The following is a 26,312-nucleotide window of genomic DNA, read 5'->3' as shown; positions in this document are numbered from 1 at the left end:
GCGGCTTAGCCGGCCTCGACGGGGGTGACCAGATAGCTCAGACACATCATGCCCAGATGGCGTTTGAGCTGTTCCCAGTCGCCCTCACCGGCAGCTTCTGCCGCCGACCCCAGGCCGAGGAAGCGGGCCAGCGCGGCATACGAAACCGTAAAGCAGAAGCGGGCGGCCTGTTCCGGCTCGGGGTGGCGGATCTCCGCCGCGGCATCGAGCAGCTGGTCGATAAAGGTCTGTTCGTTTTTCTGATAAGCGGCTTTACCAATCCCCGCCACGCGCTCATCATCCGCCCGCGCCATAAACGGCCGCAGGATCCCGGCATGGCGGCGCAGATACTCCGCCTGGACATCCATCAGCGCCGGAAGCCGCTGGCGCAGCGGCAGATTGCGCGCGTGCAACTGCTGGATCAGTTGCTGCCATTCGGCGTCCAGCTCCTGCATCACCTCCATCATGACGGCGATAAACAGATCTTCTTTGCCGCCAAAGCGGGCATAAATCGAGCCGACAGAAACGCCCGAGCGTTTACTGATTTCAGCAATGGTCAGCAGCTCAAAGGTGCCTTCATGCAGGATTTCACGGCTGGCGGCCATCAGCCGCTCCAGCGCCACCCGGCTCCGGTCCTGTTTCGGCTGGCGCATCGCGGGAAGATCGGTCATCGCAGTTCTCACCTCTTTATCCATAGAAAACCCCCGCAGTGTATTGCAGTTAGCAACCGCGCTGCAAATTACCCGCCCGACTCACCTGTGGGCCATGTGGCAAAAGTGTGATGGCGGTCATTTTCATTCTCTGATAAACAACTAGAATCATAATTCTAGTTCTATTTAATAATAACAACCACCACACAACCCAGGAGTTGCTATGCGTTTCTCTGTTTTCCTCGTCGGCCGTTCCACTGCCCCCGAGCAGGATCGTTTCGTGATGCAGTCACTGATCGATCACGCGCGCCAGGCCGAAGATCGCGGTTTCGATGCGGTCTTTATGCCAGACCATCACTTTACCGGCTATGCGCCGATGTCCAGCGATCCGTTTGTCTTCGCCGCGTACCTGGCGGGACAGCTGAAAAAGATCCACTTTGGCATGTCAGTCACCACCGTCCCGCTGCACCACCCGGTGCGCTTCGCCGAGCGCGTAAACCTGCTGGATCAACTCACCGAAGGCCGCCTGCTGGTGGGCATCGGCAGCGGCACCACGCCGGAAGAGATGATCGGCTTTGGCGTGAACTACAAGGACGCCTCCAGCCTGCTGCAGGAGAACCTCGATCTGGTCCAGCGGCTGTGGGAGAAAAACATTGAAGACGATCCGATCATCTTCGAGACCGGCCACTATAAGGGCGCGGTGGTCCAGCGCATCGTTCCTGCCCCCTGGCAAAAACCGTTTAACCGCATCATGCCGGTGGCCCTGCGTGAAACCAGCATGCAGCGCGCCGCCGACAACGGCTGGCCGGCCTTTATACCCGCGTTTACTCCGCCGATCCCGGCCAGCAACGATCCGTTTGGCCAGCTGACCCACTATTTCACCCGCTACCGCGATGCCCTGCTCAACGCCGGCCATAGCGACGAGGTGGTGAACCACTGCCTCTCGTGGACCACCCATACCTGGCAGTGCGTCCATATCGCCCCCACCGACGAGCAGGCCCGCGAGGAGATGCTGCAGATCATGGGCTGGTACCAGCAGGCCATCGACCGGGAATATGAGTACAACAAGCGGGCGGAAGAGTTTAGCGGCGTTACGCTGCACCGCCATCCGGACTGTTTCAGCGAAGAGTGGATCAAAACCTGGTGCCTGTACGGCAGCCCGGAGACCGTCGCCGAAGAGCTGGAACGCCACCAGCAGCTGGGCATCGGCAACGTGCTGCTCGGCTTCACCAACGGCCCGCTGACCGAGGAGCGCCTGCGCCTGAGCCAGCAGTCGATCTCGTTGTTCGCGGACCAGATCCTGCCGCGCTTTCGCTAATCCGACCGGGAGATCCTGCTATGAATAAGCCTGTTTTCTCGCGCCCGCCGCTGCTGATCGGTATCGGCGGCACTACCCGCCCGGGCTCCAGCACCGAGCGCGCCCTCGCCGCCGCGCTGGCCCATGCCCGCACGCTCGGCGCGCAAACCCAGCTGTTCGGCGGCGCTGAACTGGCGGCCCTGCCGCCGTTTAACCCGGAAGTGACCACCCGCACGCCGCAGGAGGTAGCGTTTGTGGAAGCCGTGCGCCAGGCCGACGGCATTCTGCTGGCCTCGCCGGGCTACCACGGCGGCGTGTCTGGCCTGGTGAAAAACGCCATCGACCTGCTGGAAGATTTGCGCGGCGACAGCCGGGTCTATCTCGATGGCCGGGCGGTGGGCTGCATCGTTACCGCCGCCGGCTGGCAGGGGTGCAACACCACCCTCGGCGCCATGCGCGGTATCGTTCATGCCCTGCGCGGCTGGCCGACCCCGCTGGGGGTAACCCTCAACACCGCCGGCGTGTCGCTGTTCGACAGCGAGGGCCGCTGCACCGACGACGCGGTCCAGCGCGCGCTGGCCACCGTAGCCGAACAGTCGCTGGCCTTCACCCCTGACTCCCTCTTACGGAGACATGCCGATGCCTGCGCTCAGTCTGTCGCTTAGCGTTGCCGAAAAAGTACGGCTCACCGCCGGGATGGGGATGTGGTCTACCCATCCTATCCCGCACTCCACGCTGGGATCGGTCACCTTGTCCGATGGCCCGATGGGGATCACCGGCGGCCGGGTTGACGAGCGGGATATTGCCCTGCTCAGCCCCTGCGGGCTGGCGCTTGGCGCCAGCTGGGACCGCCAGCTGGTCAGCCGGGTGGGCGGCGTCATCGGTCAGGAGGCGCTGCGCACCGGGACGCAGGCGCTGCTGGCGCCTAACCTGAACCTGTTGCGCAGCCCCCTTGCCGGCCGCGCGTTTGAGCTTTTTGGCGAAGACCCGCGGCATATCGCCGAGCTGGGCGCGGCGTGGATCGACGGCGTTCAGCGCCAGGGAGTGGGCTGCATCGTCAAACATATGGTCTGTAACGATTCAGAAACCGATCGGCGGACCATGAACGTGGTCGTCGATGAAGCCACCCTGCGCGAAGTCTATTTCTGGCCGTTCGAAGTGGCGGCCAGCCGCGGCGTCTGGGGCATGCTGACCGCCTATAACCGGGTGAACGGGATCTATTGCGCCGAGCAGCATCAGGCCATCAGCCAGTGGCTGAAGCGCGATCTCGACTGGAACGGGCTGGTGATGTCCGACTGGTTCGGCACCCAGAATGGCCCGGCCAGCTTCCGCGCCGGACTGGATCTGGAGATGCCGGGCCCGGCCCGCCATATGGGCGACCACCTGCTGCCTGCGCTGATGGATACCGACAGCGATGCCCGGCGTCTCGACGATGCCGCCGCCCGGCTGGCGCGGCTGGCCGAACGGGTCAGCCATCCTCTGCCGTGGGATGGCTCTGCGGCCGCCCAGGCGCAGCGGTGCCACACGCTGGAGGAAGCCGCGGCGGCGGGGTTTGTCCTGCTGCACAATCGCCAGCGGCTGCTGCCTCTCGACGCGCAGGCGGGACAGCGGCTGGCGGTGATGGGTCCCAACGCCACGACGCCCTGCTTCCAGGGCGGGACCTTTGCCAGAGTGGCGCTGATGCCGGGACTGATCTCCCCTCTGGAAGCCATTCGTCAGCGCTTCTCCGCCGCCGGGGTCGAGATAAGCTATGCCCAGGGGGTGGAGAGCGATTATCGCATCCCACCTCTGCATCATCTGCCGCTGCGCACCGCCGCCGGCGAACGCGGACTGGACGTTGCCTACGCCACCGCCGCCGGGGAGGTGGTTCACCGGGAGGTGCGCGATGCCTCCTCGCTGATCTGGTTTCGCGATATGCCGGGCGTCGGCGACATGCTGCGCCTGACCGAACGCGCCACCGTGACAGTAAGCTGCCAGTTCACCGCGCCGGTCAGCGGCCGCTACGGCTTCTGGATCGGCGGCACCGGGGAGGTCGCCCTGCAGCTGAACGGCGAACGCGTGGCGACCTTCAATGGCGAGGCGCTGGACGGGGATATCATGGGCAAGCTGATGCAGGCCCCCCATACTCGCCTTGAATTTCCGCTACAGGCCGGGGAATCCCTGACCTTCCGGGCCGAGATGGCGCTCGGTAGCAGTATCGCCCACGGCATCTGGTTTGGCTGCCAGCCCCCGCAAACCATCGATCTGCTGCAGCAGGCGGTCGACCATGCCCGGGCGGCCGACAGCGTGGTGCTGGTGATTGGCGAAACGGCCGATGCCGGTCTGGAGAGCATCGACCGGGACGCTACCGCGCTGCCGGGGCATCAGGTCGCCCTGATCCGCGCCGTCTGCGCGGCGAACCCGCGGACGGTGGTGGTGCTGAACGTTGCCCATCCGGTGGATACCGGGTGTCTCGCCGACGCGGCGGCGGTGATGGTCGTCTGGTATCCGGGCCAGGAGTTTGGCCCGGCGCTGGCCTCGGTGCTGGCCGGAGATCGTGAACCTGGCGGTCGCCTGCCGGTCACCTTCGCCCAGCGCCTGGATGACTATCCGGTACGCAGCCTGACGCCGGACGCCGCGGGCGACCTCTGGTATCACGAGCGCCAGCAGGTGGGCTATCGCTGGTTTAGCGCCCGCGAACGTCCCGCCGCCTGGGCCTTTGGCCACGGTCTGGGGTATGCCGATATCACCCTCAACGCCGCCGCGCTGACAGGCGACGAGGTGGACGGGCTGCAGCTGCGCTGCCAGCTGCAAAACCGCGCCGCCCGCGACGGGAAAGCGGTGGTCCAGCTCTACCTGCGGGGGCCGCAGACGGCATGGTCGGCGCTGGCGGAGTTTGCGGCAGTCAGCGTCCCGGCGCACGACGAAGCCACCCTGACCCTTGACCTGCCGCGTCACGCGCTGCAGCGCTGGCAGGTGCCTGCCCAGGAATGGCAACTGGCCAGCGGCCCCTGGCAGCTGGCGGTGGGTTTCGCCAGCGACGATATTCGGGCAACCTTCGATTTCGTGCTGACCCCCGACGGGAAAATCAGCCACCGGGGCTAAACCCGGATCGATGGCAAAGAGGGTCGGCAACGTGCCGACCCTCTTTTTTTGTCCATCCGCCAACCGGTTCGCGAAAAAAACCGCCCGGCGGCAGCGTACCGGCGGGCGGGGTTAAAATCCTCAGGTGGTCTGTGGTCAGAAGTTCCAGTACATGGAGGACTGCCAGAGAACCGCCGACTCATGCTTCGGTACCAGCGTCGGGTTATCCTGCCAGGTGATACCGTTGATCCAGTAAATGCCTTTGGTCAGGCGCAGAGCGTGCGACAGGGAGATGGCGTTGATGCTCTGCGGCGCCTCCATCCCGGCCTCGCCGACATAATCGCGGAACTTTTTACTGATAAAGGAGCGGGTATAGCCCAGCGAGGTCATATCCTGCTCGCGGCCGGGAAACAGGCCGATATCAAAGAAGGTGACCTGGAAGTCGCTGGTGTAAGCGTTGCGATCGTCCGGAGCATAGTCCGCTTTCACATCAAGATACAGCCCCAGCGGAAGCCCTTTTTTCGGCTGGGTCAGCTGCACAGTGTTGGCGACATAGAACGCGTAGTTACTGCTGCTGTCGCCGGGCTGGTCAAAATACTGGTAATGCGAGGTGTTGTAGATTGCCCCGGCGCGGAACCACAGCGAGCGCTGCGACTCGCCCGCCGGCTGCTTAAAGCCAAACTCATCCACCAGGATCGGGTTGGCGCCATCAACGTGCCATTTCAGGCCCGAGGGGTTCTGCTCCACGTCGTCGAGGTGCCCGGCAGGCGACATACTGCGGCTGACGGCAAAGTTGTTATAAAACTTCTTTTCGCTATCGCGGACGATGGCGGTGAAGGTCGGCGTCGGCGCGTTGAGACTGATCCCCACCTGCACCGGGATCACGCTGGTCGGCCCCAGCGCGGCTGAAGAAGAGTTGCCCCCCAGCACCATGCCGTAAAACTGGCGAATTAACGGATAAAAACCATATTGCAACTCCAGCTGGCCGTTTAATAAGGGTTGGTTCACCGCCAGCACCGCAATATTATGCAGCTCCGGATAACTGTCATGATAATTCGAGGTCGCCCACTGGGGAGAGAAAGTAAATTGCGCGTCTTTAGTAAACCCAATTCGGCTTAAATCGTAGGTGACGTTCAAAGACATATTTTGCGACCAGGTAAAACTTTGCCCGGCATATTGTTGCGGGTCGGCGGACTGGCCTTTCAGATCGTACATCACCATCGGGTTCCAGCTTAACTGAACGCCCCAGCCGCGGTCGGCCAGCGCGCTGCGAAAGCCGCCAATATCGCCGATAAGCGATTCGCAGGTCGACGGAGGGCTGACGACCTGCGCGGAGCGGGTATTCAGTTTATCCAGTTGCTCACAGGTCCAGGTATCCGCCAGCGCGGTACTGGAGAATATCGCCAGCGTCAGCGCCGAAAGGGGAAAAATTATTTTCTTACTTACGTCGGTACAGCAGAGACTCATAATAAACCCTCATTTTTATTTTTTGCAGGTAAGATGCGCCATATCGTGAAAAATAAATTCGTCACAATACGTTTATTAACAGGGATTAATTAGGCTGAAAGTTAACGCTAAATAAGGTGTAGGCTTTTTTAAATAATAACCTCCCGTTCCCGCCGGGAGGCCAGCGGGCGTATGGTGATATCTTCGTCAGGTGAAATTAGCGGGCCAGCGCGCGGCGGCCCCCCATCCGGGCGCTGGCGATGCCCGTCATACCGGCGATAGCCAGCGTCAACAGCGCAAACCACAGCAGGCTGTGCTGCAGGCTACCGGTAACGCCATTCAGCATGTTCATCAGTACTGGACTGATGAACATGCCGAGGAAAAAGAAGGTATGCCAGATGCCGATCCCCGTCGCGCGGTGCGGCGCCGGCAGGGTCTTCATCATCCAGGCCAGCATCAGGGGGATCAGCATTCCGTTACCGATTTGCGCGACGAACCCGGCCGCCACGCCGGCCAGCGGATTGCGGGCCACAGCGATAAACAACAGGCCGAAACCAAAAATGGCGTAAAACAGCAAAAACTGCCTGTCGATACGCTGCTTCGCGCTGCGGCCATACAGCCAGGCCCCCAGCGGCACCCCCACCCCAGCCATGGCGGTAGCGATGCCGATCTGGCTACTGGAGGTCAGCCCGAGCTGACTGAACACCAGGCTTATCTGCAGCGGCTCGAGAAAGTAGAGGATTGCGCTGCCAAGGGTAATCAGGCCGATCGCCGCCATTTTGCGCCGCGGAAAAGCGACGCCCTTCTCGTCAGCGATATTGTCCGCGCGATGGCGGAGTGCCGGTTCAGCGGTGAACAGACACAGGCCGATAAAGACCGGGATCGCCAGGGCATACAAATAGATCGGCCCATACCAGCCCAGGGTTCCCAGCAGGCCAGCGCCCAGCACAATCAGCGTCGACAGTACCGACCCCATGCCGCTCTGCACCGCCAGCCATTTACTGCGCGCCTCGCCGGCAAAGTAGTCGCCAATCAGCGCATTGGCGGTGGTGAGGATAAAAGCGTCGGCGATGCCCATCACCAGCCGCGCCAGCAGAATGGTATGCAGATCGTCGAGCATCACCGGTAGCAGGCCAAACACCGCGTACACGCCGGTGGCGGCGATCAGCAGACGGCGACGACTCAGGCGATCGCCCACCATTCCGGCCAGCGGCGCCAGCAGCGCCATGCTCACCGCCGGTAAGGTGATGATCATCGGCACCAACAGCTGAGCGTGCGGCTGCGCGGCAAAATGGCCGAACAGGATCGGCATCACCGGCAGCATGGTCAACGTCCCCATGATCGGCAGCAGGGCCGCCAACATCAATAACATCGCCTGTACGACCCCCGCCTCGCGCGGGGTTGCTGAAACCTTGTGCATCACCATTTTCCGCTCTCCGTCACTGCCCTTTATTTAGAATATGAATTACAGTTCTATTTTTTATCGATAAAGAAAGGCGTTTTGCGCCCCGGCATACTGGCTGACAACGCATTAGCGAACTCAGCACACATACCGTTCTACCCTACCGGATGCAGGTGGCGTGGACTGCGATTGCTATCACAATTAACACAATACATTCACATTAAATTAACATAACCTTCCGTAGTTTCAGGCGTCGACAATCGCCACCGCGCGGATAAACCCGGCCGAACCGCGGCGGATCTTGTAGGGAAAGCAGCTCACCCAGAAGCCGTAGTCGGGAAGCTGCTCCAGGTTGCTCAGCTTCTCCATTTGCCCATAGGCGATCTCCCTGCCGGCTTTATGCCCCTCCCAGATCAGCCCGGCGTCGCCGCTGGCCTGAAAGCGTTCGCGGGTAAAGTGGAAGGGTGCATCCCAGCTCCAGGCGTCGGTGCCAACAACCCGCACGCCCTGCTCCAGCAGCCACAGCGTCGCCGCCCGACCAATACCGCAGCCGCGCTGGAGATAGTCCGGCTGGCCGTAGCGGGCGCCGGCTGCGGTATTGATTAACACGATATCCAGCGGCGACAGGCAATAGCCTATCCGCGCCAGCTCGCGCTGCAGATCCTCCGGCTGCAGGATCGCCCCGTCGGCGACGTGGCGGAAATCCAGCCGGACGCCGGGGCGCATGCACCACTCCAGCGGCAGCTCATCGATGCCAAACGCCGGTTCGCCGCCGTTGGTGGTCGAGCTGTAGTGCCAGGGGGCGTCCATATGGGTGCCATTGTGCGGCGTCACGGTCAGGCGCTCGGAGGCCCAGGCCTCCTCTCCCGGCATCTGCGATTTTTCCAGTCCCGGGAACATCGCCGCCATTTCCGGCCACCCCTGCTGATGATCCTGATATTCAATGTTCGGCAGCAGCGGCGGCGGATCGGTCCAGGGATTGTTGTCCAGGGTGACGGAAAGATCGATCAGCCGACGCCCTTGTAAAAGATTGATCATGGTTTACTCCATTAACATCACAACGTGTTGATCCAGCACGCCAAACAGCGGCCGGCCATCGGGGGCGTGGGCTGCCATCGTCACCCGCTCCCCTGGGGACAAAAACGGCGTACGCGGTTCACCATGGGCCAGCATCTCCATGGCCCGCACCTCGGCGATACAGCTGGCGCCGCGGCTGGCGTCCGGCCCGGACACCGTGCCGGAGCCCACCACCGTCCCGGCGCGCAGGCGGCGGGTCTGCGCCGCATGGGCAATCAGTTCGCCAAAATGGAAATGCATCTCACTGCCTGACTGGCAGCCAAACGGCTCGCCATTGCGCATCACCTGCAGCGTCAGCGCCACCCGCCCATGCTGCCAGGCCTCTCCCAGTTCATCCGGGGTAAGGGCCACCGGCGCAAAAGCCGAGGCGGGTTTGGCGTGAATAAAACCAAACCCGGTCTGCATCTCGCGCGGCGCCAGCGCCCGCAGACTGATATCGTTGAGCAAGACGATCAGGCGGATATAGCTCAGTGCCTGCTGCGGCGAGCAGCCCTGCGGCACCTCGTCGATCACCACCGCGAATTCGCCCTCAAAGTCGAGGCCATCCTCGACCCGGCGGCAGCTTATCCCGGCGTGAGGGGGAAGAAAGTCGTCCCCGCTGCCCTGATACATCAGCGGCGTCTGGTCGGCGCCGGCAATCGGCGGCAGATGAAAGGCCCGCTGCATGCGCTCGCCATGGCTGAGGAAGGCCGAACCGTCCAGCCACTGCCAGGCGCGGGGCAGCGGCGCCAGCAGACGCCAGGGATCATAGGGTTGTGCCGCCGGGTAGCGGCGCGCATTGAGCGCCTGATAGCGCGCCTGCAGCGCAGGCCAGACGCGCGGGGCCAGCTCCAGCGCCTGCTGGAGCGTCGGAGCGATATCCGCCGCATCGGCCATCAGCGTCAAATCACGCGAGACCACCACCAGGCAGCCGTCGCGTTCACCGTTATCTCGTGTTGCCAGTTTCATGATCTGCCTCCTCCTGCAGACAGAGCCAGCCGTCGGCGTCAACGTCGCCAGCCAGCGGACTCAGACGTTGGCCGGCGCAGGCGCCCTGCACGCAAAGGCCGCTGTCCGGCATAAAAATCGCCCCGTGGGCGAAGCAGACCAGCCGGTCGCCCCGGGCGTTGAGAAAAGCGTCCTGCCGCCAGTTCATCGGGGTATCCAGATGCGGACAGCGGTTGCGCCACAGATAGAGTGTCCCCTGATAGCGGCAGGCAATCACCGTCGCCTGCCCGCTGCCCGTAGGGTCAAATCCCCGCGCCTGGCCCTCGGCCAGGCTGTCGGCACGGCACAGACGAACCATCAGCGGGCGTTATCCGGACCGGGGGCCCACTTCTCACGATACCCCAGCAGGAAATATTGCGAGTTATCGGCCCCCGGCAGTGCTTCGCGCGGCTGCCAGTGGTCGTCGTGCTGATCCATATCGGCGTCATATTCGATATGACACCCGAGCGGGCTGTTGAAGTACCAGAACCAGTTCGATCCCAGCTGATGGCGCCCCGGCCCCCAGAAGGTCTGATACCCCTTCTGCTGAAAGCGGCTACCGGCCATCATCAGCTCGGTTGGGCCGCCGAGATGGAAGGTAAAGTGTTCAATACCGGTCATAAACGGCGGAGCCTGGATCAGAAACAGGGTATGGTGATCCTGGGTGCCGGCGGGCCGCAGGAAGGGGCCGACGTGGGTGAAGCGATCGGTACAGACAAAGCCCAGCCGTTGATAGAAGGCTTCAGCGCGCGCGGCGTCCGGCACAAAATAGACCACATGGGAAAGCGAACGCGGCTCTGCCGCCATGTCAGCGCTGGCCCCGGTCTGGTTGACCGGCCGCCCGGCGTGATCCCCCGGGGCATTGATTTTCTCCCCTTCCCGCTGCAGCGGCTGGCGCTGGCTGACGCGAAAACCAAGGGCAAAGCCGGCATCATCGACGCAGCGCAGTACGCCGTCGGCGCCAAGCTTCACCTCACGATCGCGGCGCAGCGTCTCGGCAATCGCCTCCAGCGTGGCGCTATCCGCCACGCCATAGACGGTTTCCCGCAACTGACTGCCGCTGGGCAGCGCCGCGGGCAGCGACGGATCGTCACGCTCCCGCAGCAGCACGCCGGTACCATCCAGCGCGCTAAAAAAACCGTTCTCCTGCTCGCGTAAACCGTAGTCGAGAAGAAATTGCCGGCAACCCGCCAGGTCATCGACGCCAAATACCAGATAATCCGGACCAAGAATATTCATCGCGGTTGTTCCTTATGCGTGTTCAGGCCACCCGGCCGCCGAGGGTTTCCGCCACCCAGTCAGCGATGTAGTGCCCGGCGTTAATCGAGTTGTCGAAGCTGGAGTGCTGCACACCGCCCTCGCGGTCAGTGAAAATTTTCAGCTCGCGGCGCGGGCTGTTCACCAGTTGGTCGTAGGTGCGCTGCGCCCATTTCACCGGGATCTGCGAGTCCTTTTCACCATGGGTGACGAGGAAAGGCACCCGTATGCGGTCGAGGACGCCGTCGAGATGGACGTTCTCCGCAAGGCGCATAAAAGCGTCGATATCCTCGCCGCCCCAGACCCAGCGCACGTGCTGCCAGTAGTGCGGTACCGGAAAATCCCCTTCGCGTTCGCGGCGGCGCTGCTGCACCTCACGCCAGTCGTGATTCGCCCCCCACACCACGCCGCAGGCGAAGCGCGGCTCAAACGCCACCGCCCGCGGGCAGTAATAGCCGCCCAGCGAGACGCCTTCCATGCCGATGCGCCCGGCATCCACCTCCGGGTGCTGCTCCAGCCAGTCAACGATCCGGCTGGCCCAGTGCTCGCTGTCATAGCGGGCCTTCATGTCGTGAAGACGCAGCGCTTCGCCGGTTCCCGGCTGGTCGACCACCAGCGAGGAGACCCCGCGCTGCGCCAGCCACTGCGGTAATCCCACCAGATATTTCATCTCTTTGGTGGAGTCGAGACCGTTGACCTGCACCAGCAGCGGCGCGCGGCCGGTCACCCCTTCGGCGCGGACGTAGAGTGCCGACAGGGTTTTGCCCTCGTAGGGGATGGTTACCCGCTGACAGTTGGCATGGGTATGGTGCAGCCCGGCGGCAAAGACATCGAGAAAGCGGCGGTACAGCGCATCGCGGTCCGGTGCGCCATGCGCCTGCAGGCGTTCGCAGGTCAGGTAATAGTTGGCCGCCCGGAGATACTTCTCTCCCGCCGACAGCCGCCGTCCCCGCGCTTCATCTTCGCCCGCCAGCGCGCATAATTTATCGGCCATTCGGGACCAGGTTTCCCGGAACGCGCGGGTGCCTTCGGCGTCGGGATGCTCGGACGCAGCCAGCAGCGGCGCGCACATCTCTTCGATCTCACCGATGCGGGCGCCCATCTCGATGGAGAGATCCACCGACAGGTTCCAGACATAGTTTTTAGGGAAATAGCGAAACATAGGGTCATCCTTCAACATTCAGTCGCAGTCGCTTTAGCGCAGGCACTGTCACATAAAGCACCTGCGGGCGACCAATCATGTCTCAGGATGTCAGGTATCGACGGGAGCAATACCCGTGGGTTAGCGTGCGCTGGCGACGATTTTTGCCTTCAGCCAGCCGAAGATAGGATCGTTATCCAGCGAGCGGTGCCAGCCGATAAATTCGCGCATCATCGGCAGGGTCACCGGGACCGGGAAAAGACGCAGCGGCAGCATCGCCGCGTACTGCTCCGCCAACCGCCGGTGCAGCGTGGCGATCCGCGAAGTGCCGAGCAGCAGCTGCGGAACGCAATGGTAGCTGTGAGTCACCACCTCGATACGACGACTTAGCCCCGACTCGGCAAACAGATTGCCCTCCAGCCCCGGCTGCCGCTCACGGCCAAAGACCACCGACACATGCCCCAGCTGTTGCCAGGCGTCAAGGGTCAGCATCTCGCCGGTGTGGGGATTGTCCGCCCAGGCCAGGCAGACAAACTCTTCGTCAAACAGCGCTTCGGCAGGATGGTCGGCGGCCATAAAACGTTCCGGCGCCACGATGATATCCAGCTCGCCGCGGTTGAGCATGCCGGTGGACTGGGCGTCAGGCGAGAAAAACTCAAAGGTCATACTCGGCGCTTCCTGATGTACCGCCTGCAGCGCATCCTTCAACATCACGTTGATCACGTAATCCGAGGCCATAATGCGAAAATGGCGCTTGCTGGTTGCCGGCTCATCCACCGGCCGGCGGGCAATAGAGGTCTGAATTTTCATCAGCACGTCGCGAACCGGCTCCCGCAGCTCTTCCGCCAGCGGCGTGGGCCGCATCTTTCTGCCCACCTGGGTGAGCAGGTCGTCCTCAAAGTAGGTGCGCAGCCGGTTGAGTACCCCGCTGGTGGCAGACTGGGTCATATGCAACCGGCCCGCCGCGCGCGTAATGTTCTGTTCATCCAGTAACACATCCAGTGCCACCAGTAAGTTCAGGTCAAGATGTTGATAACGCATGGGTCCCCCGGCGAGAAATGGCGTGCTTATCCTGTGGCTTAATTTAACTTTTCTGCAACTTTTTGTTTTCAATTTCCACGGCGATATTGTTTTTTGCGATAGCGATCATTCTTTATCGCGATTAGTCAGCGTGCCGCTCCGTTGGTTAACGTCCTGCTCTCTGTCCCCTTGAGAAAACAGCTACGATGAATATCCATAACGCATTAATCGTTGGCGGCGGCATCGGCGGATTATGCACCGCCATCGCTCTCCGCCAGGCCGGTGTCGCCGTCGATGTGGTGGAGATCCAGCCGCAGTGGCGGGTCTACGGCGTCGGTATCATTCAGCAGAACAATGTTGTGCGCGAAATGCAGCGGCTTGGCGTGCTGGAACGCTATCTGGACGCCGCCTGGCCGTTTGACAGCGTCTCGGTGCATACCCTGAGCGGCCAGCAGTTAGCCAGCTTTCCCGGCGAGCGGCTGGCGGGCGAACAGTTCCCGGCCAACGTCGGTATCTCCCGCCAGGCCCTGCACCACGTACTCTGCTCCACCGCGCAGGAGCTGGGGGCCAGGCTGACCACTGGCGAGAGCATTGACGCCTTCCGTCAGCATGATGATGCCGTGGAGGTGAGCTTCAGCCGCGGCGGCGAGGGGCGCTACGATCTGCTGGTCGGCGCCGACGGGATCTACTCCCGGGTGCGCGGCATGCTCTACGGCGAGCGCTATCAACCTCGCTTTACCGGCCAGGGCGTGTGGCGCTACAACTTTCCGCGGTCGCCGGAGGTGGATCATCTGATGTGCTTTATGGGCGAGGGCTGCAATTGTGGGCTGGTGCCGCTGGGGGAAGATCTGATGTATCTGTTTATCACCTCCCATGAAGCGGATAACCCCCGCTACACCCGCGACCAGCTGGCGGCGGAGATGCGCCGCCGTCTGCCGCCCGGCGCGGGGTTACCGGGCAGCCTGCGCGAGCATATCGTTAACAACGACGAGGTCGTCTATAAGCCGCTGGAGGAGCTGTTCGTCGACGATCCCTGGTATCAGGGACGCGTCGTGCTGGTGGGCGACGCGGTTCACGCTACCACTCCGCATCTCGGTCAGGGGGCGGGCATGGCGATCGAGGATGCCATCGTGCTGCGCGAAGCGCTGCAGCAGACCGACAGCGTAGCAGCCGCGCTGGCGCACTTTGACGCCCGCCGCCGGCCGCGCTGTCAGCAGATCTGGGCCGCCTCGCTGCAGGTGGGCGAGAGTGAGATCCACCGCGATCGCCATTTTAACCGCCAGCAGGCGATCAGCGATATGATGGCCCTGACGGCGAGGCCGATATAAGCCCTGCCCGGCCCCCTCCGCCGGCCACGCTGGCGGATTTTTCCCCCTTTCCCCAGACGCTAATCTCTTATCACCGAAGATATTCTTCCCGCGCAGCGTGATATTTGACACCTCTCCGCTCACATGGCTAAGGTATATTTCAGTTTTCCCCTTCATCATGGAAAGGAATATACGGATATGAATATTCTCTCGGCAGAGTTTTTCAAATATGCGATAGCGATTATCACGTTGATTATTCAGATTGTCGCCGTGCGTTCAGGTTGGGTATTTCCCAAAGATAAAATATTCACCTCGCGCAAAAATATCAGTGAATTCGCCGCCGCACTGCACAAAAATAGTGACGACCCCGATCTGCAACGGATCGCATACGAATATGGTATCGCCGCGCTGACCAAAGATAAAAACCTGACCATGGCGCAAAGAAAGATATTGTTGAAATGCAAAAATCCGGTCAGCGATATTGATAACTACAGTAAATGCCAGCATCTGATTTCGGTCAATGATGAGAAACGCATATTCAAATGGAAAAAATGGGGTTACCGCTTCTGGTTATACCGTAAGGCTGTCGAAGTCATCAGTCTGGTGCTCTATTTTATTGGCGGCTTCTTAACGGCGCTGCCTTTCCTGTATGAAGGCCTCGCCAGCCCGGCGGTGATTGACAGAATTAATCATTTATCGCGTCTGCAAAAATTGAGTATGGCGAGTTATCTGTTTGCCTGCGGGATTTGTCTGGCGCTGATCTGCCTGCACAAACTCTCCACCATCGCGATTGCGGAAAAAACCATTAAAGCGAATCGCTAACGACTGCGCTGCCCGGCGACCTGTCCACACCAGCGGCGCCTAACCCTGTGGATAACCTGGAGGCAGTTGCCTGGCAGCCGCAGCCCGGGCGGGCTACCGGCTGCTGTTCGTTTTTTAAACAGGAGAAATGCCACCGCCAGGCTGCGCGCTGAGCGCCAGAGCCACCACCGCGGCGGAGGGAAGCCCCTACCCCACTCAGTAATTCCACTTCGGCCGCGCCACCGTGTTTTTCTTCAACAGGTCGCGGAACGCTTTCAGGTAGGGCTCATTGCTGCGCCCGCGCTTACAGATAGCCGAGAACGGCGACTGAAAGCCAAACTCGTTGGGCAGCAGCACCCGCAGGCGGTTCTCTTTGATCCACGGCCAGGCGTAATGCTCCGGCAGATAGCCAATATATTTCCCCGAGAGGATCAGCAACAGCTGGGCGTCGACGGTCTCGACGGTGGCGCTGCCTTTGCTGAAGCCCCGGCGGCGCAAATCGCTGGTGTTCCAGTAGCTGCGGGTCACCAGCGGGCACTGGCTGATCTGCTCTTTATCCAGCTGGCGGCTGAAGAACATCGGGTGCAGATCGCTGCAGTAGAGCCAGTGCTGTTCGCGGTACAGCGGCTCGCTGATGATGTTATGCACCTGCGAGTTGTAGCTGCCGATGGCCAGGTCGATATGGTTGTTCAGCACGCCGTTCAGTTGCTCCGCCGGGGTGCGAATAATCAGTTTGATATGCACATGGGGAAATTTGTCGCTGAAGCTGCGCAGAACCACCGGCAGCGAGAGCGCCGTTTCGGTCTCGATGGAGTCGAGCGTCGAGATGCACAAGGTGCCGCTGTGCTCCCCTTTGAGCAGCGCCGACTGCCGCTCCAGCTCATTGAGTTCACTCAGCACGCGGATCGCCTGCTGTAAAAACTGCTGACCTTTCTCAGTCAGGGAAAAACCGCCGCGCCCGCGCTGGCAGAGGGTGAAGCCAAGCTGTCCCTCCAGCTGCGACATGGCATTGCTGATGGCGGAGACCGAAATGCCCAGCTCCTGCTGGGCCCGGCTATAGCTCTCCAGGCGGGCCACCGCCTCGAAAACCTGCAGCTGTCGAATATTAAGGCTGGCGTCGTGATGCATCGTATTTAGTTCACCAATAAATGAACTGAGTATTTACGTCAGACGATGTAAAGTCCAGCGCGGGTTGCGCACTATCTCTCCTGTTACGTTTCATCCGTCAGATTCAGGAGCAGACATGGATAACCTCTTTCACCAACCGCAGGGTGGCAATGAGATGCCACGCTTCGCCGGTCGCGCCACAATGATGCGCCTGCCGTTTATCGAAGATTTACAGGGACTTGATGCGGCATTTGTCGGCATTCCGCTGGATATCGGCACCTCGCAGCGCTCGGGAACGCGCTACGGACCACGCTATATTCGCGCCGAATCGGTGATGATCCGTCCGTACAATATGGCAACCGGCGCCGCGCCGTTCGACTCGCTGTCGGTGGCCGACATCGGCGATGTGCCGATCAATACCTACAGCCTGCTCAAATCGGTGCAAATTATCGAAGATTACTACACCGGTTTGAATAGTTATCCGCTGATCCCGCTAACCCTCGGCGGGGACCACACCATTACCCTGCCGATCCTGCGGGCGCTGACCAAAAAACATGGTCCGGTGGGGCTCATCCACGTCGACGCCCATACCGATACCAATGATGAGATGTTCGGAGAGAAAATCGCCCACGGCACCACCTTCCGCCGCGCCGTTGAGGAGGGACTGCTCGACCTCAAACGGGTGGTGCAGATTGGCCAGCGCGCCCAGGGCTATGCCGCCGGCGACTTCCAGTGGGGCGTTGACCAGGGCTTTCGCCTGGTGCAAGCGGAGCAGTGCTGGCATACCTCGCTGGCGCCACTGATGGCCGAAGTCCGCCAGCAGATGGGCGACGGGCCGGTGTATCTCAGCTTTGATATCGACAGCCTCGATCCCATCTGGGCCCCGGGAACCGGGACGCCGGAAGTCGGCGGCCTGACCTCCATTCAGGCGCTGGAGATCGTCCGCGGCTGCCGCGGCCTGAACCTGATTGGCGCCGATCTGGTCGAGGTCTCGCCCCCCTACGACGTGAGCGGTAATACCTCCCAGTTGGCGGCCAACCTGCTGTACGAGATGCTCTGCGTCCTGCCCGGCGTGAAGTACGCCTGAGGAAGCCGCCATGGAGCTGAAATGCTTTCGCACACTCTGGGGAGTCACCACCCCCTGGTCGCAAACGCTGGATGAACTGCAGCGCGTCGGCTGCTGCGGTATCGAAGCCCGCGTGCCGTTAACGGTGGCCGAACGGCGGGAGCTCGCCGACCGCCTGCAGGCGTCGGGGCTGGAGTATATCGCCATTCTTTTCAGCGGCGGCGGAGTGCTCCCCGCCCAGCATGAAACGCCGGAGCAGCATCTGGCGCGCCTGCAGACCCGCTTCGCCGAGGCCAGCAGCCTCAACCCGCGCTTTGTCAATCTGCTGGCGGGCAACGATCGCTGGCCGCTGGCGCAGCAGGTCGATTTTCTCGGCAAGGCGCACGAGCTGGCCGCCGGGTTTGGTTTGACCTGCAGTTTTGAAACCCATCGCGCCACCTCGCTGTACAGCCCGTGGCTCACGCTGGAGATTATTCAGCAGCTCCCCCAGTTGCGCTTTACCGCCGACATCAGCCACTGGGTGGTGGTCAGCGAGCGCCTGCTGGATGACCCCAGCGATGACTTCAGCGCCTTTATCGACCGCGTGCATCACGTGCAGGCCCGGGTGGGCTACGACCAGGGGCCGCAGGTGCCGCACCCGGCGGCGCCGGAGTATCAGCCGGCGCTGGCTTTTGCCGAGCGCTTCTGGCAGCAGGTCTGGCATTCACAGCGCCAGCGCGGCTACCCGCAGACCACGCTGACCCCGGAGTTTGGCGCCGACGGCTATCTGCACCATCTGCCGTTCACCAACGTTCCGGTGGCCGACCTCTGGTCGCTCAACGCCTGGATGGCCGTGCGCCAGCAGGCCCACTTTCAGCAGTTTTTAACGCTCACTGAACAGGAACCGCAGCCATGACTGCCGTGAAGCACGCTTTTACTGAACTCCCGACCATCGATATCCGCGATCTGGCCGGCGACGATCTCGCCAGGCGCCAGGCGGTGGCCGACGCCATCGGCCGCGCGGCGCGCGAGGTGGGCTTTTTCTACATCACTGGCCACGGCATCGACCCGGCGCTGATCGCCGGCGTCCGCGAGGCGGCGAAGCAGATCTTCGCCCTGCCGATGGAGGAGAAGATGAACTATTACATCGGCCACTCCAAAAGCCATAAGGGCTACGTTCCGGAAGGAGAAGAGATCTACGGCTCCGGCAAGCCGGACCATAAAGAGGCTTTCGATATCGGCTTCCAGGCAGCGGATGACCATCCGCTGGTGCTCGCCGGCACGCCGCTGATCGGCGCCAATGAGTGGCCCGATCTGCCGGATTTCCGCGCGCGGGTGCAGGCCTACTACGACGCAGTCTTCGCCCTCGGCCACCGTCTGTTCGACGCTTTCGCCCTCGCGCTCGGCCTGCCGGAAGGGTATTTCAAACCGATGGTGACCTGCCCGCCGGCCAAGCTGCGGCTGATCCATTACCCGTTCGACGCCAGCGTCGAAGATGTTCCCGGAATTGGTGCACACACCGACTATGAGTGCTTCACCCTGCTGCTCGCCGACCAGCCCGGCCTTGAAGTCCTCAATGAAGAAAGCGTGTGGATCGATGCACCTCCCGTCAAGAACGCCGCCGGAGAAGAGGCGTTCGTGATCAATATCGGCGACATGCTGGAAGTGCTCAGCGCTGGCACATTTGTTGCTACAGCCCACCGGGTGCGCAAAGTGCCGCAGGAGCGGTACTCCTTCCCGCTGTTTTTCGCCTGCGATTACCACACGCTGATCCGCCCGCTGCCGACCTTCCTCGCCGCCGGCGAAGCCGGTGAATATCAGGAGCTCAGCATCGGGGAGCATATGTGGAGCCAGGCGCTGCAAACCTATCGCTACCTGCGCGAGAAGGTCAATCGCGGTGAACTTCAGCTACCGGAGCGCGCGCGCGGCACCAATACCTTTGGCCATTTGAAAAAACAGGCACAGCAAAAAAACCCTAACCACCCGTGAGGAACCATGATGACTAGCACCCTGAAAAAAATCTCGCGCCGTGTCGCGCTTACCCTCGCCGTCAGCGCCTGTTTTTCCCCTGTCACCCAGGCGGCGGAACTGCTGACCGAGGGCGTCTTTAAGGTGGGGATGGAGGTCACCTACCCGCCGTTTGAGTCCTATGACAGCAATAACAACATCGTCGGTCTCGACCCGGATTTTGCCGCGCTGATCGCCCAACATCTGCAGGCCAAACCGCAGCTGATCGACACCAAGTTCACCAGCCTGATCCTCGGCATCGGCAAGAAATATGATGCGGTGATCTCCGGGATGTACGTGACGCCGGAACGCCAGAAACAGGCCGACGCCATCCCTTACGCCCTCTCCGGCGCGTCGATCATCGCCCTGAAGGGCGGCGCGGTGCAGCCGAAAACCGAAGATGAGCTGTGCGGTGTGAAGGTCGGCCTGCAGGCAGGCACCACCTGGGTGACCAGCCTGAAAAAACACTCCGATGAGTGGTGCCTGAAAAACGGCAAACCGGCTATCACCATTCAGGAGTTCCCGACGGCGCCGGAAGCCTCGCAGGCGCTGCTGTCGAAGAACATCGGCGCCCAGCTTGAGATTGCCCCGGCGGCGCAGATCATCGTCGACAAGAGCCGCGGCCGCCTGGGGATAAGCTCTACGCGCCTGGTCTACCCGCTGCCGCTGGGGATCTACGTCGCCAAAGGCAACACCGAGCTGGCGGAGGCGATTAAGGCCACCCTGGCCACGCTGAAAGCCAACGGCCAATATGCCGCGCTGATCAAAAAATACAACTTAGAAAGCATCGATTAAGACAATAAGCACTGCGCAACAGGAGTCGGTATGGCGTTCGATTGGGGATACTTTTTTTCACTGTTTAGCATTGGAGCATTCTGGCAGGCGTGCGTGACCGTGATCGTGGTCAGCACCTTGTCCTGGGGGATCGGCCTGGTGGTCGGTTTTCTGTTAGCCTGCGCGAAGCTCTCCGCGCCGCGCTGGGTCAAGATCCCCGTCGAACTCTATATCTGGTTTTTTCGCAGCGTGCCGCTGATGGTGCTGCTGGTGTTTGTCTACAACCTGCCGCAGCTGTTTCCGGTGACCCAGCCGCTACTCGGGGTGCCGTTTATCGCCGGGCTGGTGTCGATGACCGTCACCGAAGCGGCCTATATGGCGGAGATCCACCGCGGCGGCCTGCTGTCGGTGGCCAAGGGGCAGAGCGAGGCGGGCCATGCGCTGAGCTTCAGCTTTATCGGCATCCAGCGGCTGATTGTTATTCCTCAGGCGTTTCGCATCTCGCTGCCGACGCTGATCAATGAATACATCACCATCATTAAGCTGAGCTCGATTCTGTCGGTGGTCTCCTTACCCGAGCTGCTGCTCACCGGCCAGCGCTTGTATGCGCAAAATTTCCTCGTGATGGAGACCCTGCTGGCGGTGGCGGTGTACTACGTGATGGTGGTTACCGTCTTCACCTGGCTGTTCCGGGCGCTGGAAAATCGTCTCGATATTCAGCGCAAGCGTCCGCAAACCCTCAGCGAGGCGGAATGCCAGGCGCTGCGCCAGAGCCTGCCGGCGCTGACGGAGGAGATCAAAACGCCGGCCGTCAACGGCGCGCCGCCAGCGCTCGATCTGCGGGGCATCCGCAAATCCTGGGGTCAGCATGAGGTGCTGAAAGGCATCGATCTGCAGGTGGAGAACGGGGAGGTGATCAGCATCATCGGCCCGTCCGGCTCCGGCAAAACCACCCTGATCCGCACCATCAACGCCCTCGAAAGCCTTGATGGCGGGGAGATCATTCTCTACGGCGAGGACTATCTGAAGGGCGGAGCCATCGTCGACAAACGCCAGATGCGCGCCGGGGTGCGGCGCATCGGCATGGTCTTCCAGAGCTTCAACCTGTTCCCCCACCGCACGGTGCTCGACAACGTGATGCTGGCCCCGCGCTATCACCAGCTGCTTGACCAGCCGGTCGCCCGCGAGCAGGCCCTGGCGCTGCTCGACCGCGTCGGCCTGCTGGCCCATGCCCGCAAATACCCCTGGCAGCTCTCAGGCGGCCAGCAGCAGCGCGTGGCGATCGCCCGGGCGCTGGCGCTGAAGCCGGACATTATGCTGTTTGACGAGCCAACCTCGGCGCTGGATCCGGAGCTGGTAGGCGAAGTGTTGAAGGTCATTCAGTCGCTGGCCCGCGAAGGCATGACCATGCTGATTGTCACTCACGAGATGGACTTCGCCCTGTCGATTTCCGACCGCGTGGTGCTGATGGAGAACGGCGTGGTGCAGGCCGATATCGCCCCGCAGGTGATCCGCAGCCCGCTGGAGGCCCCTTCTCTGCAACGAATCCGTGAATTTATGGGAGTACGCTAAATGGCAACTGAGCAACACCTGCGCCAGCAGTTGGCCGCCGCCTACCGGCTGGCGGCGCTGTTCGGCTGGGAGGATACCCTCTACACCCACTTCTCCGTGCGCCTGCCCGGCGACGGCGAGCCGCGTTTTTTAATTAACCCCTTCGGCATGATGTTTGACGAAGTCACCGCCAGCAACCTGATCGTGGTGGATATGCAGGGCAAGGTCGTAGAGGGCGACGCGCCAGCTAACTCGGCGGGCTTTACCATCCACAGCGCGGTGCATATGGCCCGGGAAGACGCCCACTGCGTGATCCACACCCATACGCTGCCGGGAATGGCGGTGGCCGCCTGCGAGGACGGCCTGCTGCAGCTTAACCAGATCAGCACCGAGTTTTACCAGCGCGTCGGCTACCATCCCTATGAAGGGGTGGCCTTTGACCTCGACGAACGGGCGCGCATCCAGCGCTCGCTGGGGAATAATATCGCCATGATCCTGCAGAGCCACGGCCTGCTGTCGGTGGGCCGCACCGTGGCCGATGCGTTTTACATCATGTACTACCTGAACCGCGCCTGCGAGATCCAAATGGCCACCGCCCAGCTGGCGGCCCTCAGCCCGATCCACACCATCGCTCCGCACCTCAGCCAGCACGCCTGCGAGCAGCTGATGGGCGTGGAGCATGAACGTCAACAGGTCTGGCAGGCGTGGCTGCGCCGTCTTGACCGTCTCGATACCTCTTACAAAGACTAACGCCTATGTCTGATATCACTATCGTTGTGGATTGTAACGACGCGGATTTCGCCCGCGATATTTGCGCCGCCCTGCAGCAGTTTCCCGACGTCACGGCGCTTCTGCCCCATCACCAGGCGGCGCGCGACGCCCAGTACGCCAGCTGCTGGTTCCCGGACCCGCAGCTGCTGAGCCGCTCGCCGGGGCTGAAGCTGATCCAGGCCGCGTCCGCCGGAGTCGATCATCTGCCGCCCGCGCTGTTCGCCAGCGAGATCCCGCTGTGCCGGGTGATCGATGAAGATTTTCGCCACGGCATGTTCGAATATGCTCTGTGGAGCGTCCTGTGGTTTCAGCGCCATTTCGACCGGGCGCTGGCCCACCAGCGAACCCAAACCTGGAAGCTCTATCCCCAGCGCGCCGCCGCCGACTTCCATATCGGCATTATGGGTCTGGGCGAAATTGGCGGCTATATCGCTGACCAGCTGGCCCGCCTCGGCTATCGGGTCTCCGGCTGGTCGCGCAGTGAAAAGCAGCTGGCTGGTGTCACCTGCTATCGCGGCGAGGAGGCGCTCGACCACTTTCTTGGGTCGCTTGACGGGCTGATTAACCTCCTGCCGCTCACCGCGCAGACCCGAGGTATCCTCGCCGCGCCGCTGTTCAACCGGCTACCCGCCGGGGCGGTGTTGATCAACTGCGGCCGCGGGGAGCATATGGTCAATGATGATGTGCTGGCGGCGCTGGAGAGCGGCCAGCTCGCCGGGGCGGTGCTCGACGTCTTCCCGCAGGAGCCATTGCCGGCGGACGATCCGCTGTGGCGCCATCCGCAGGTGGTCATCACCCCGCATATGGCCTCTGCGGCCCCTGCCGAGGTGATCGCCCGCCAGTTGCTGGAGAACATTCAGCGCCAGCGCCGCGGGCTGCCGCTGAAGAACCTGGTCAATAAGCACGCCGGTTACTGATCCCCAGCCATACTGCCGCTGCTACGCTTAATGGGAGATCCACAACCAGAAGGCAGGAACATGAAGATTGATTTAGCGGGGAAAGTCGCGCTGGTCACCGCCTCCACGGCGGGTATTGGCTTCGCCATCGCCAAAGGCCTGGCGGAGAGCGGCGCAGAGATCATCATTAACGGGCGCAGCGAGCAGAGCGTGAACGCCGCCATCGCTCGTCTGCAAAATGAGGTGTCGGGCGCGAAGGCGCGACCCGCCATCGCCGACCTCAGCGACGCCGACGGCGCAGCCCAGCTGCTGCGGGCGGTGACCGGCGTCGATATTCTGGTCAATAACGCCGGGATCTATGGCCCGCAGGATTTCTACGCCACCGACGACGCGACATGGGACAACTACTGGCAGACCAACGTCATGTCCGGCGTACGCCTGTCACGGGGGCTGCTCCCGGCGATGGTCAGTAAAGGCTGGGGGCGGGTGGTGTTTATCTCCTCAGAATCGGCGCGCAATATCCCGGCGGACATGATCCATTATGGCGTGACCAAGACCGCGCAGCTGTCGCTGGCCCGCGGCCTGGCGAAATATGTCGCCGGCAGCGGAGTGACCGTTAACAGCGTACTGCCGGGGCCGACGATTTCCGACGGCTTTGCCGAGATGCTGAAAGACGACGTGGCGAAAACCGGCAAGTCGCTGGAGGAACTGGCGAAAGCGTTTGTCATGACCCATCGTCCGAGCTCGGTGATCCAGCGGGCGGCCTCGGTGGAAGAGGTCGCCAATATGGTGGTCTACGTCTGCTCGCCGCAGGCATCGGCCACCTCCGGCGCCGCACTGCGCGTCGACGGCGGCGTGGTGGATGATATTCTCTGACGCCCACCTCATTCAGGGGAGTCACCCTCCCCTGTCGCCTTCGCCGGCGCTAAACCGCGCAAAATGTTAAAAAAACGCGGCAAAGTCGCACAAAGTGAACAGGAACATGCATTCCCAAAACTTATGATATTTCTTTTAAGTATAAGTTGTGGTGTTAATGTCTCTGTTACGAAGCTTGCTATTCTTTCTCGGCGCGGCGGTCGCAGCCGCCCTCGCGGTACTCTGTCTGTGGGTGGATATTCGGGTGTTTGGCAACGACATCCCGGAGGTGTCGCTGACCGAAGTGGTGCAGGAGAGCGTGCTGGCCGTCATCGTACTGGTTCACTTCCTGCTGGCGCGAAAATATACCCACCTGCGCTATAGCAATATCCTCATCGGCGGCTTCTTCCTCGCCATGCTGATCCGTGAACTGGATGGCCTGTTTGATTTGCTCTCCCACGGCAGCTGGGTGTGGTTTGCCCTGCTGACCACCGTAGGGTCGCTGCTGGCGCCGCTGCGCCATCTGCCTCAGACCCTGTCGCAGCTGGCGGAGTATACCCGCACGCCCTATTACGGGATGATGATCAGCGGCCTGCTGGCGATTCTGGTCTTCTCTCGGCTGTTTGGTATGCACGGCCTGTGGTACGCCGTGCTGGATGAGAACTACGCCCGGGTGGTGAAAAACACGGTCGAGGAAGGCAGCGAGTCGTTTGGCTATATGCTGTGCCTGACCGCCACCCTCGGCTACGCCTGCTACTTCCGCGGCCTCGCGCGACAGACCCTGTCGCCGCAGCGCTAACCGTGGACGATAACCACCGCCGGACGCGTCTGCCGGCGGTGGCGCGCCGCCGCGTTAACCGCGAATTTTCCACTTCCGTTTGAGAACCTCTTTGTCCTGGCTATCCAGCCACTGGTTCACTTTCTCCAGCAGCGCCGGGTTATCCTTATTCATCATATACACCTTGTCGCTGGCGGTGCCGGCGAACGGTGTTTCGTTAGCAACGCAGAACACGCCGGGCTCTTTGCTTTGGTAATAGTCGCCTTCGATCAGGTCTGTCACCATCATATCGGCTGTTTTCTGCCGCAGCGCCTCCAGATTGTCGACGTTGTTCTGTACGCGAATGATCTGCGCCTGCTTAATATGCTCATCGACAAAGCTCTGGTTTGTGCCGCCAGGGTTGACGACCACCTTCACCTCCGGGCGGTCAATCTTCGCCAGCGAGCCGAGCCGCGGGGCGGCCTGGCAGTTGGCTAAGGCGATTTTACCGTTCGCCACTACCGGATGGCTGAGGGCGAAGCCCTTCGCCCGCGCCGGAGTCTGCGTCACGCCGCCCATCGCAATATCAAACTTGTCCGCCCGCAGATCGGCGGCGAGCGCTGGCCAGCTGGTGTAGACGAAGCTCACCTTCAGCCCCAGCGTGCGCCCGAGATCGCGGGCCATGTCCACGTCATAGCCCTGCAGCTCGCCGGCGGCATTGCGAAACGCCAGCGGGGCGTAATCGCCCGGCACGCCCACTTTCAGCTCACCGCTGTGCTCGATGGTTTGCATATCGCGCGCCTGGGCGCCGCAGGTCATTATCGCCAGCGTCAGCGCCAGCCCCACCGTCAGTTTCATCTCGCCATCCTTATCGTTATCGATTTTTCGCGCCGGGGTGATCGGCCGCTTATCAGTCAACACCATCCGCAGCATACGCCAGGGCATTCATCCTATTTTTAATCATCGTGACATACAACCCGGCAGCACGGTTGCCGATCGCAAATCTGGCGATAAAAAACAGCCCCCCTCCGGTGAATGATCCCTCATCTGCCGGGCGTAGCCTTACGTGAACGATCGTATTTTCCACCATGAAGTGGGTTCGAACACCTGGCAAAAAAGAGCAATAAGCTATTTCTAATGCAT

The 26,312-nt window shown here is 61.8% G+C and carries 25 protein-coding genes; 14 read left to right on the top strand and 11 right to left on the bottom strand.

Going from position 1 to position 26,312, the window contains the following annotated elements:
* Positions 1-5 precede the first annotated feature (5 nt).
* A complete protein-coding gene (locus FHW76_RS18020; protein WP_012967405.1) occupies positions 6-650 on the bottom strand; it encodes a TetR/AcrR family transcriptional regulator in 645 nt (214 codons plus the stop codon).
* Positions 651-852: 202 nt separating this feature from the next.
* Here FHW76_RS18020 and FHW76_RS18015 point away from each other — a divergent pair, with 202 nt between their 5' ends.
* Genes FHW76_RS18015 through FHW76_RS18005 form a run of 3 tightly spaced genes read left to right on the top strand, consistent with a single transcriptional unit; the run spans position 853 to position 5,010 of the window.
* Positions 853-1,947, top strand: a complete 1,095-nt coding sequence (locus FHW76_RS18015) for an LLM class flavin-dependent oxidoreductase (RefSeq protein WP_014907086.1) — start codon at positions 853-855, stop codon at positions 1,945-1,947.
* Positions 1,948-1,967: 20 nt separating this feature from the next.
* Complete coding sequence (locus FHW76_RS18010) at positions 1,968-2,591, top strand: NADPH-dependent FMN reductase (protein WP_023323145.1); 624 nt, start codon at positions 1,968-1,970, stop codon at positions 2,589-2,591.
* The gene (locus FHW76_RS18005) at positions 2,566-5,010 is read left to right on the top strand and encodes a glycoside hydrolase family 3 protein (RefSeq protein ID WP_100781487.1); all 2,445 of its coding nucleotides are present in this window, start codon (positions 2,566-2,568) and stop codon (positions 5,008-5,010) included. Before FHW76_RS18010 ends, FHW76_RS18005 begins: the two co-directional genes overlap by 26 nt.
* A gap of 135 nt (positions 5,011-5,145) precedes the next feature.
* On the opposite strand, the gene FHW76_RS18000 is transcribed toward FHW76_RS18005, so the two are convergent.
* The 8 genes from FHW76_RS18000 to FHW76_RS17965 form a co-directional block, all read right to left on the bottom strand.
* Positions 5,146-6,456: a carbohydrate porin gene (locus FHW76_RS18000; RefSeq protein WP_023323147.1), complete on the bottom strand. Its 1,311-nt coding sequence runs from the start codon at positions 6,454-6,456 to the stop codon at positions 5,146-5,148.
* 196 nt (positions 6,457-6,652) lie between these two features.
* Positions 6,653-7,855, bottom strand: coding sequence for an MFS transporter (locus FHW76_RS17995; RefSeq protein WP_223168617.1), 1,203 nt, complete (start codon positions 7,853-7,855; stop codon positions 6,653-6,655).
* A 228-nt stretch (positions 7,856-8,083) separates the two neighbouring features.
* A complete protein-coding gene (locus tag FHW76_RS17990) occupies positions 8,084-8,875 on the bottom strand; it encodes a cyclase family protein (RefSeq protein WP_064166556.1) in 792 nt (263 codons plus the stop codon).
* Positions 8,876-8,878: 3 nt separating this feature from the next.
* The gene (locus tag FHW76_RS17985; protein ID WP_183476877.1) at positions 8,879-9,862 is read right to left on the bottom strand and encodes a fumarylacetoacetate hydrolase family protein; all 984 of its coding nucleotides are present in this window, start codon (positions 9,860-9,862) and stop codon (positions 8,879-8,881) included.
* Positions 9,840-10,199 (bottom strand): Rieske 2Fe-2S domain-containing protein, encoded by a 360-nt coding sequence (locus FHW76_RS17980; protein WP_012967397.1) that lies wholly within the window; start codon positions 10,197-10,199, stop codon positions 9,840-9,842. The genes FHW76_RS17985 and FHW76_RS17980 overlap by 23 nt, the downstream gene beginning before the upstream one ends.
* Positions 10,199-11,119, bottom strand: a complete 921-nt coding sequence (locus tag FHW76_RS17975) for a VOC family protein (protein WP_012967396.1) — start codon at positions 11,117-11,119, stop codon at positions 10,199-10,201. Before FHW76_RS17975 ends, FHW76_RS17980 begins: the two co-directional genes overlap by 1 nt.
* 22 nt (positions 11,120-11,141) lie before the next feature.
* Complete coding sequence (locus FHW76_RS17970) at positions 11,142-12,299, bottom strand: S9 family peptidase (protein ID WP_012967395.1); 1,158 nt, start codon at positions 12,297-12,299, stop codon at positions 11,142-11,144.
* A 120-nt stretch (positions 12,300-12,419) separates the two neighbouring features.
* Positions 12,420-13,319, bottom strand: coding sequence for a LysR family transcriptional regulator (locus FHW76_RS17965; protein WP_032731117.1), 900 nt, complete (start codon positions 13,317-13,319; stop codon positions 12,420-12,422).
* Between the two features lie 185 nt (positions 13,320-13,504).
* Here FHW76_RS17965 and FHW76_RS17960 point away from each other — a divergent pair, with 185 nt between their 5' ends.
* Positions 13,505-14,626 (top strand): FAD-dependent oxidoreductase, encoded by a 1,122-nt coding sequence (locus tag FHW76_RS17960; RefSeq protein WP_183476874.1) that lies wholly within the window; start codon positions 13,505-13,507, stop codon positions 14,624-14,626.
* A 177-nt stretch (positions 14,627-14,803) separates the two neighbouring features.
* Positions 14,804-15,427, top strand: a complete 624-nt coding sequence (locus tag FHW76_RS17955) for a hypothetical protein (protein WP_012967392.1) — start codon at positions 14,804-14,806, stop codon at positions 15,425-15,427.
* A gap of 195 nt (positions 15,428-15,622) precedes the next feature.
* Here the strand turns inward: FHW76_RS17955 and FHW76_RS17950 are convergent, their stop codons facing one another.
* Entirely contained in the window at positions 15,623-16,534 is a 912-nt protein-coding gene (locus FHW76_RS17950) for a LysR family transcriptional regulator (protein ID WP_002914199.1), read from the bottom strand.
* A gap of 115 nt (positions 16,535-16,649) precedes the next feature.
* Between FHW76_RS17950 and speB the strand changes: the two genes are divergently transcribed.
* From speB to FHW76_RS17905, 9 genes are all read left to right on the top strand, one after another.
* Positions 16,650-17,600, top strand: a complete 951-nt coding sequence (gene speB, locus FHW76_RS17945) for an agmatinase (protein ID WP_004145693.1) — start codon at positions 16,650-16,652, stop codon at positions 17,598-17,600.
* 10 nt (positions 17,601-17,610) lie between these two features.
* Entirely contained in the window at positions 17,611-18,474 is an 864-nt protein-coding gene (locus FHW76_RS17940; protein ID WP_122533523.1) for a sugar phosphate isomerase/epimerase, read from the top strand.
* A complete protein-coding gene (locus FHW76_RS17935) occupies positions 18,471-19,547 on the top strand; it encodes an isopenicillin N synthase family oxygenase (RefSeq protein ID WP_183476872.1) in 1,077 nt (358 codons plus the stop codon). The genes FHW76_RS17940 and FHW76_RS17935 overlap by 4 nt, the downstream gene beginning before the upstream one ends.
* Positions 19,548-19,556: 9 nt before the next feature.
* Complete coding sequence (locus tag FHW76_RS17930; RefSeq protein WP_016161662.1) at positions 19,557-20,360, top strand: ABC transporter substrate-binding protein; 804 nt, start codon at positions 19,557-19,559, stop codon at positions 20,358-20,360.
* A 30-nt stretch (positions 20,361-20,390) separates the two neighbouring features.
* Positions 20,391-21,911: an amino acid ABC transporter permease/ATP-binding protein gene (locus FHW76_RS17925; protein ID WP_016161663.1), complete on the top strand. Its 1,521-nt coding sequence runs from the start codon at positions 20,391-20,393 to the stop codon at positions 21,909-21,911.
* Complete coding sequence (locus tag FHW76_RS17920) at positions 21,912-22,640, top strand: class II aldolase/adducin family protein (protein WP_004899997.1); 729 nt, start codon at positions 21,912-21,914, stop codon at positions 22,638-22,640.
* A 5-nt stretch (positions 22,641-22,645) separates the two neighbouring features.
* Positions 22,646-23,578, top strand: coding sequence for a glyoxylate/hydroxypyruvate reductase A (locus FHW76_RS17915; RefSeq protein ID WP_008806113.1), 933 nt, complete (start codon positions 22,646-22,648; stop codon positions 23,576-23,578).
* A 60-nt stretch (positions 23,579-23,638) separates the two neighbouring features.
* Positions 23,639-24,433: an SDR family NAD(P)-dependent oxidoreductase gene (locus FHW76_RS17910; RefSeq protein WP_032731122.1), complete on the top strand. Its 795-nt coding sequence runs from the start codon at positions 23,639-23,641 to the stop codon at positions 24,431-24,433.
* A 157-nt stretch (positions 24,434-24,590) separates the two neighbouring features.
* Positions 24,591-25,211, top strand: a complete 621-nt coding sequence (locus FHW76_RS17905) for a hypothetical protein (protein WP_046622092.1) — start codon at positions 24,591-24,593, stop codon at positions 25,209-25,211.
* Positions 25,212-25,265: 54 nt separating this feature from the next.
* On the opposite strand, the gene FHW76_RS17900 is transcribed toward FHW76_RS17905, so the two are convergent.
* On the bottom strand, positions 25,266-26,102 hold the full coding sequence (locus FHW76_RS17900) for a transporter substrate-binding domain-containing protein (protein ID WP_260182322.1): 837 nt from the start codon (positions 26,100-26,102) through the stop codon (positions 25,266-25,268).
* Positions 26,103-26,312: the final 210 nt, after the last annotated feature.

The organism is Klebsiella sp. RC2 (assembly GCF_014192815.1).
GTDB classification, from domain to species: Bacteria; Pseudomonadota; Gammaproteobacteria; order Enterobacterales; family Enterobacteriaceae; genus Klebsiella; species Klebsiella variicola.
This window is presented reverse-complemented; position numbering and strand designations above follow the sequence as displayed.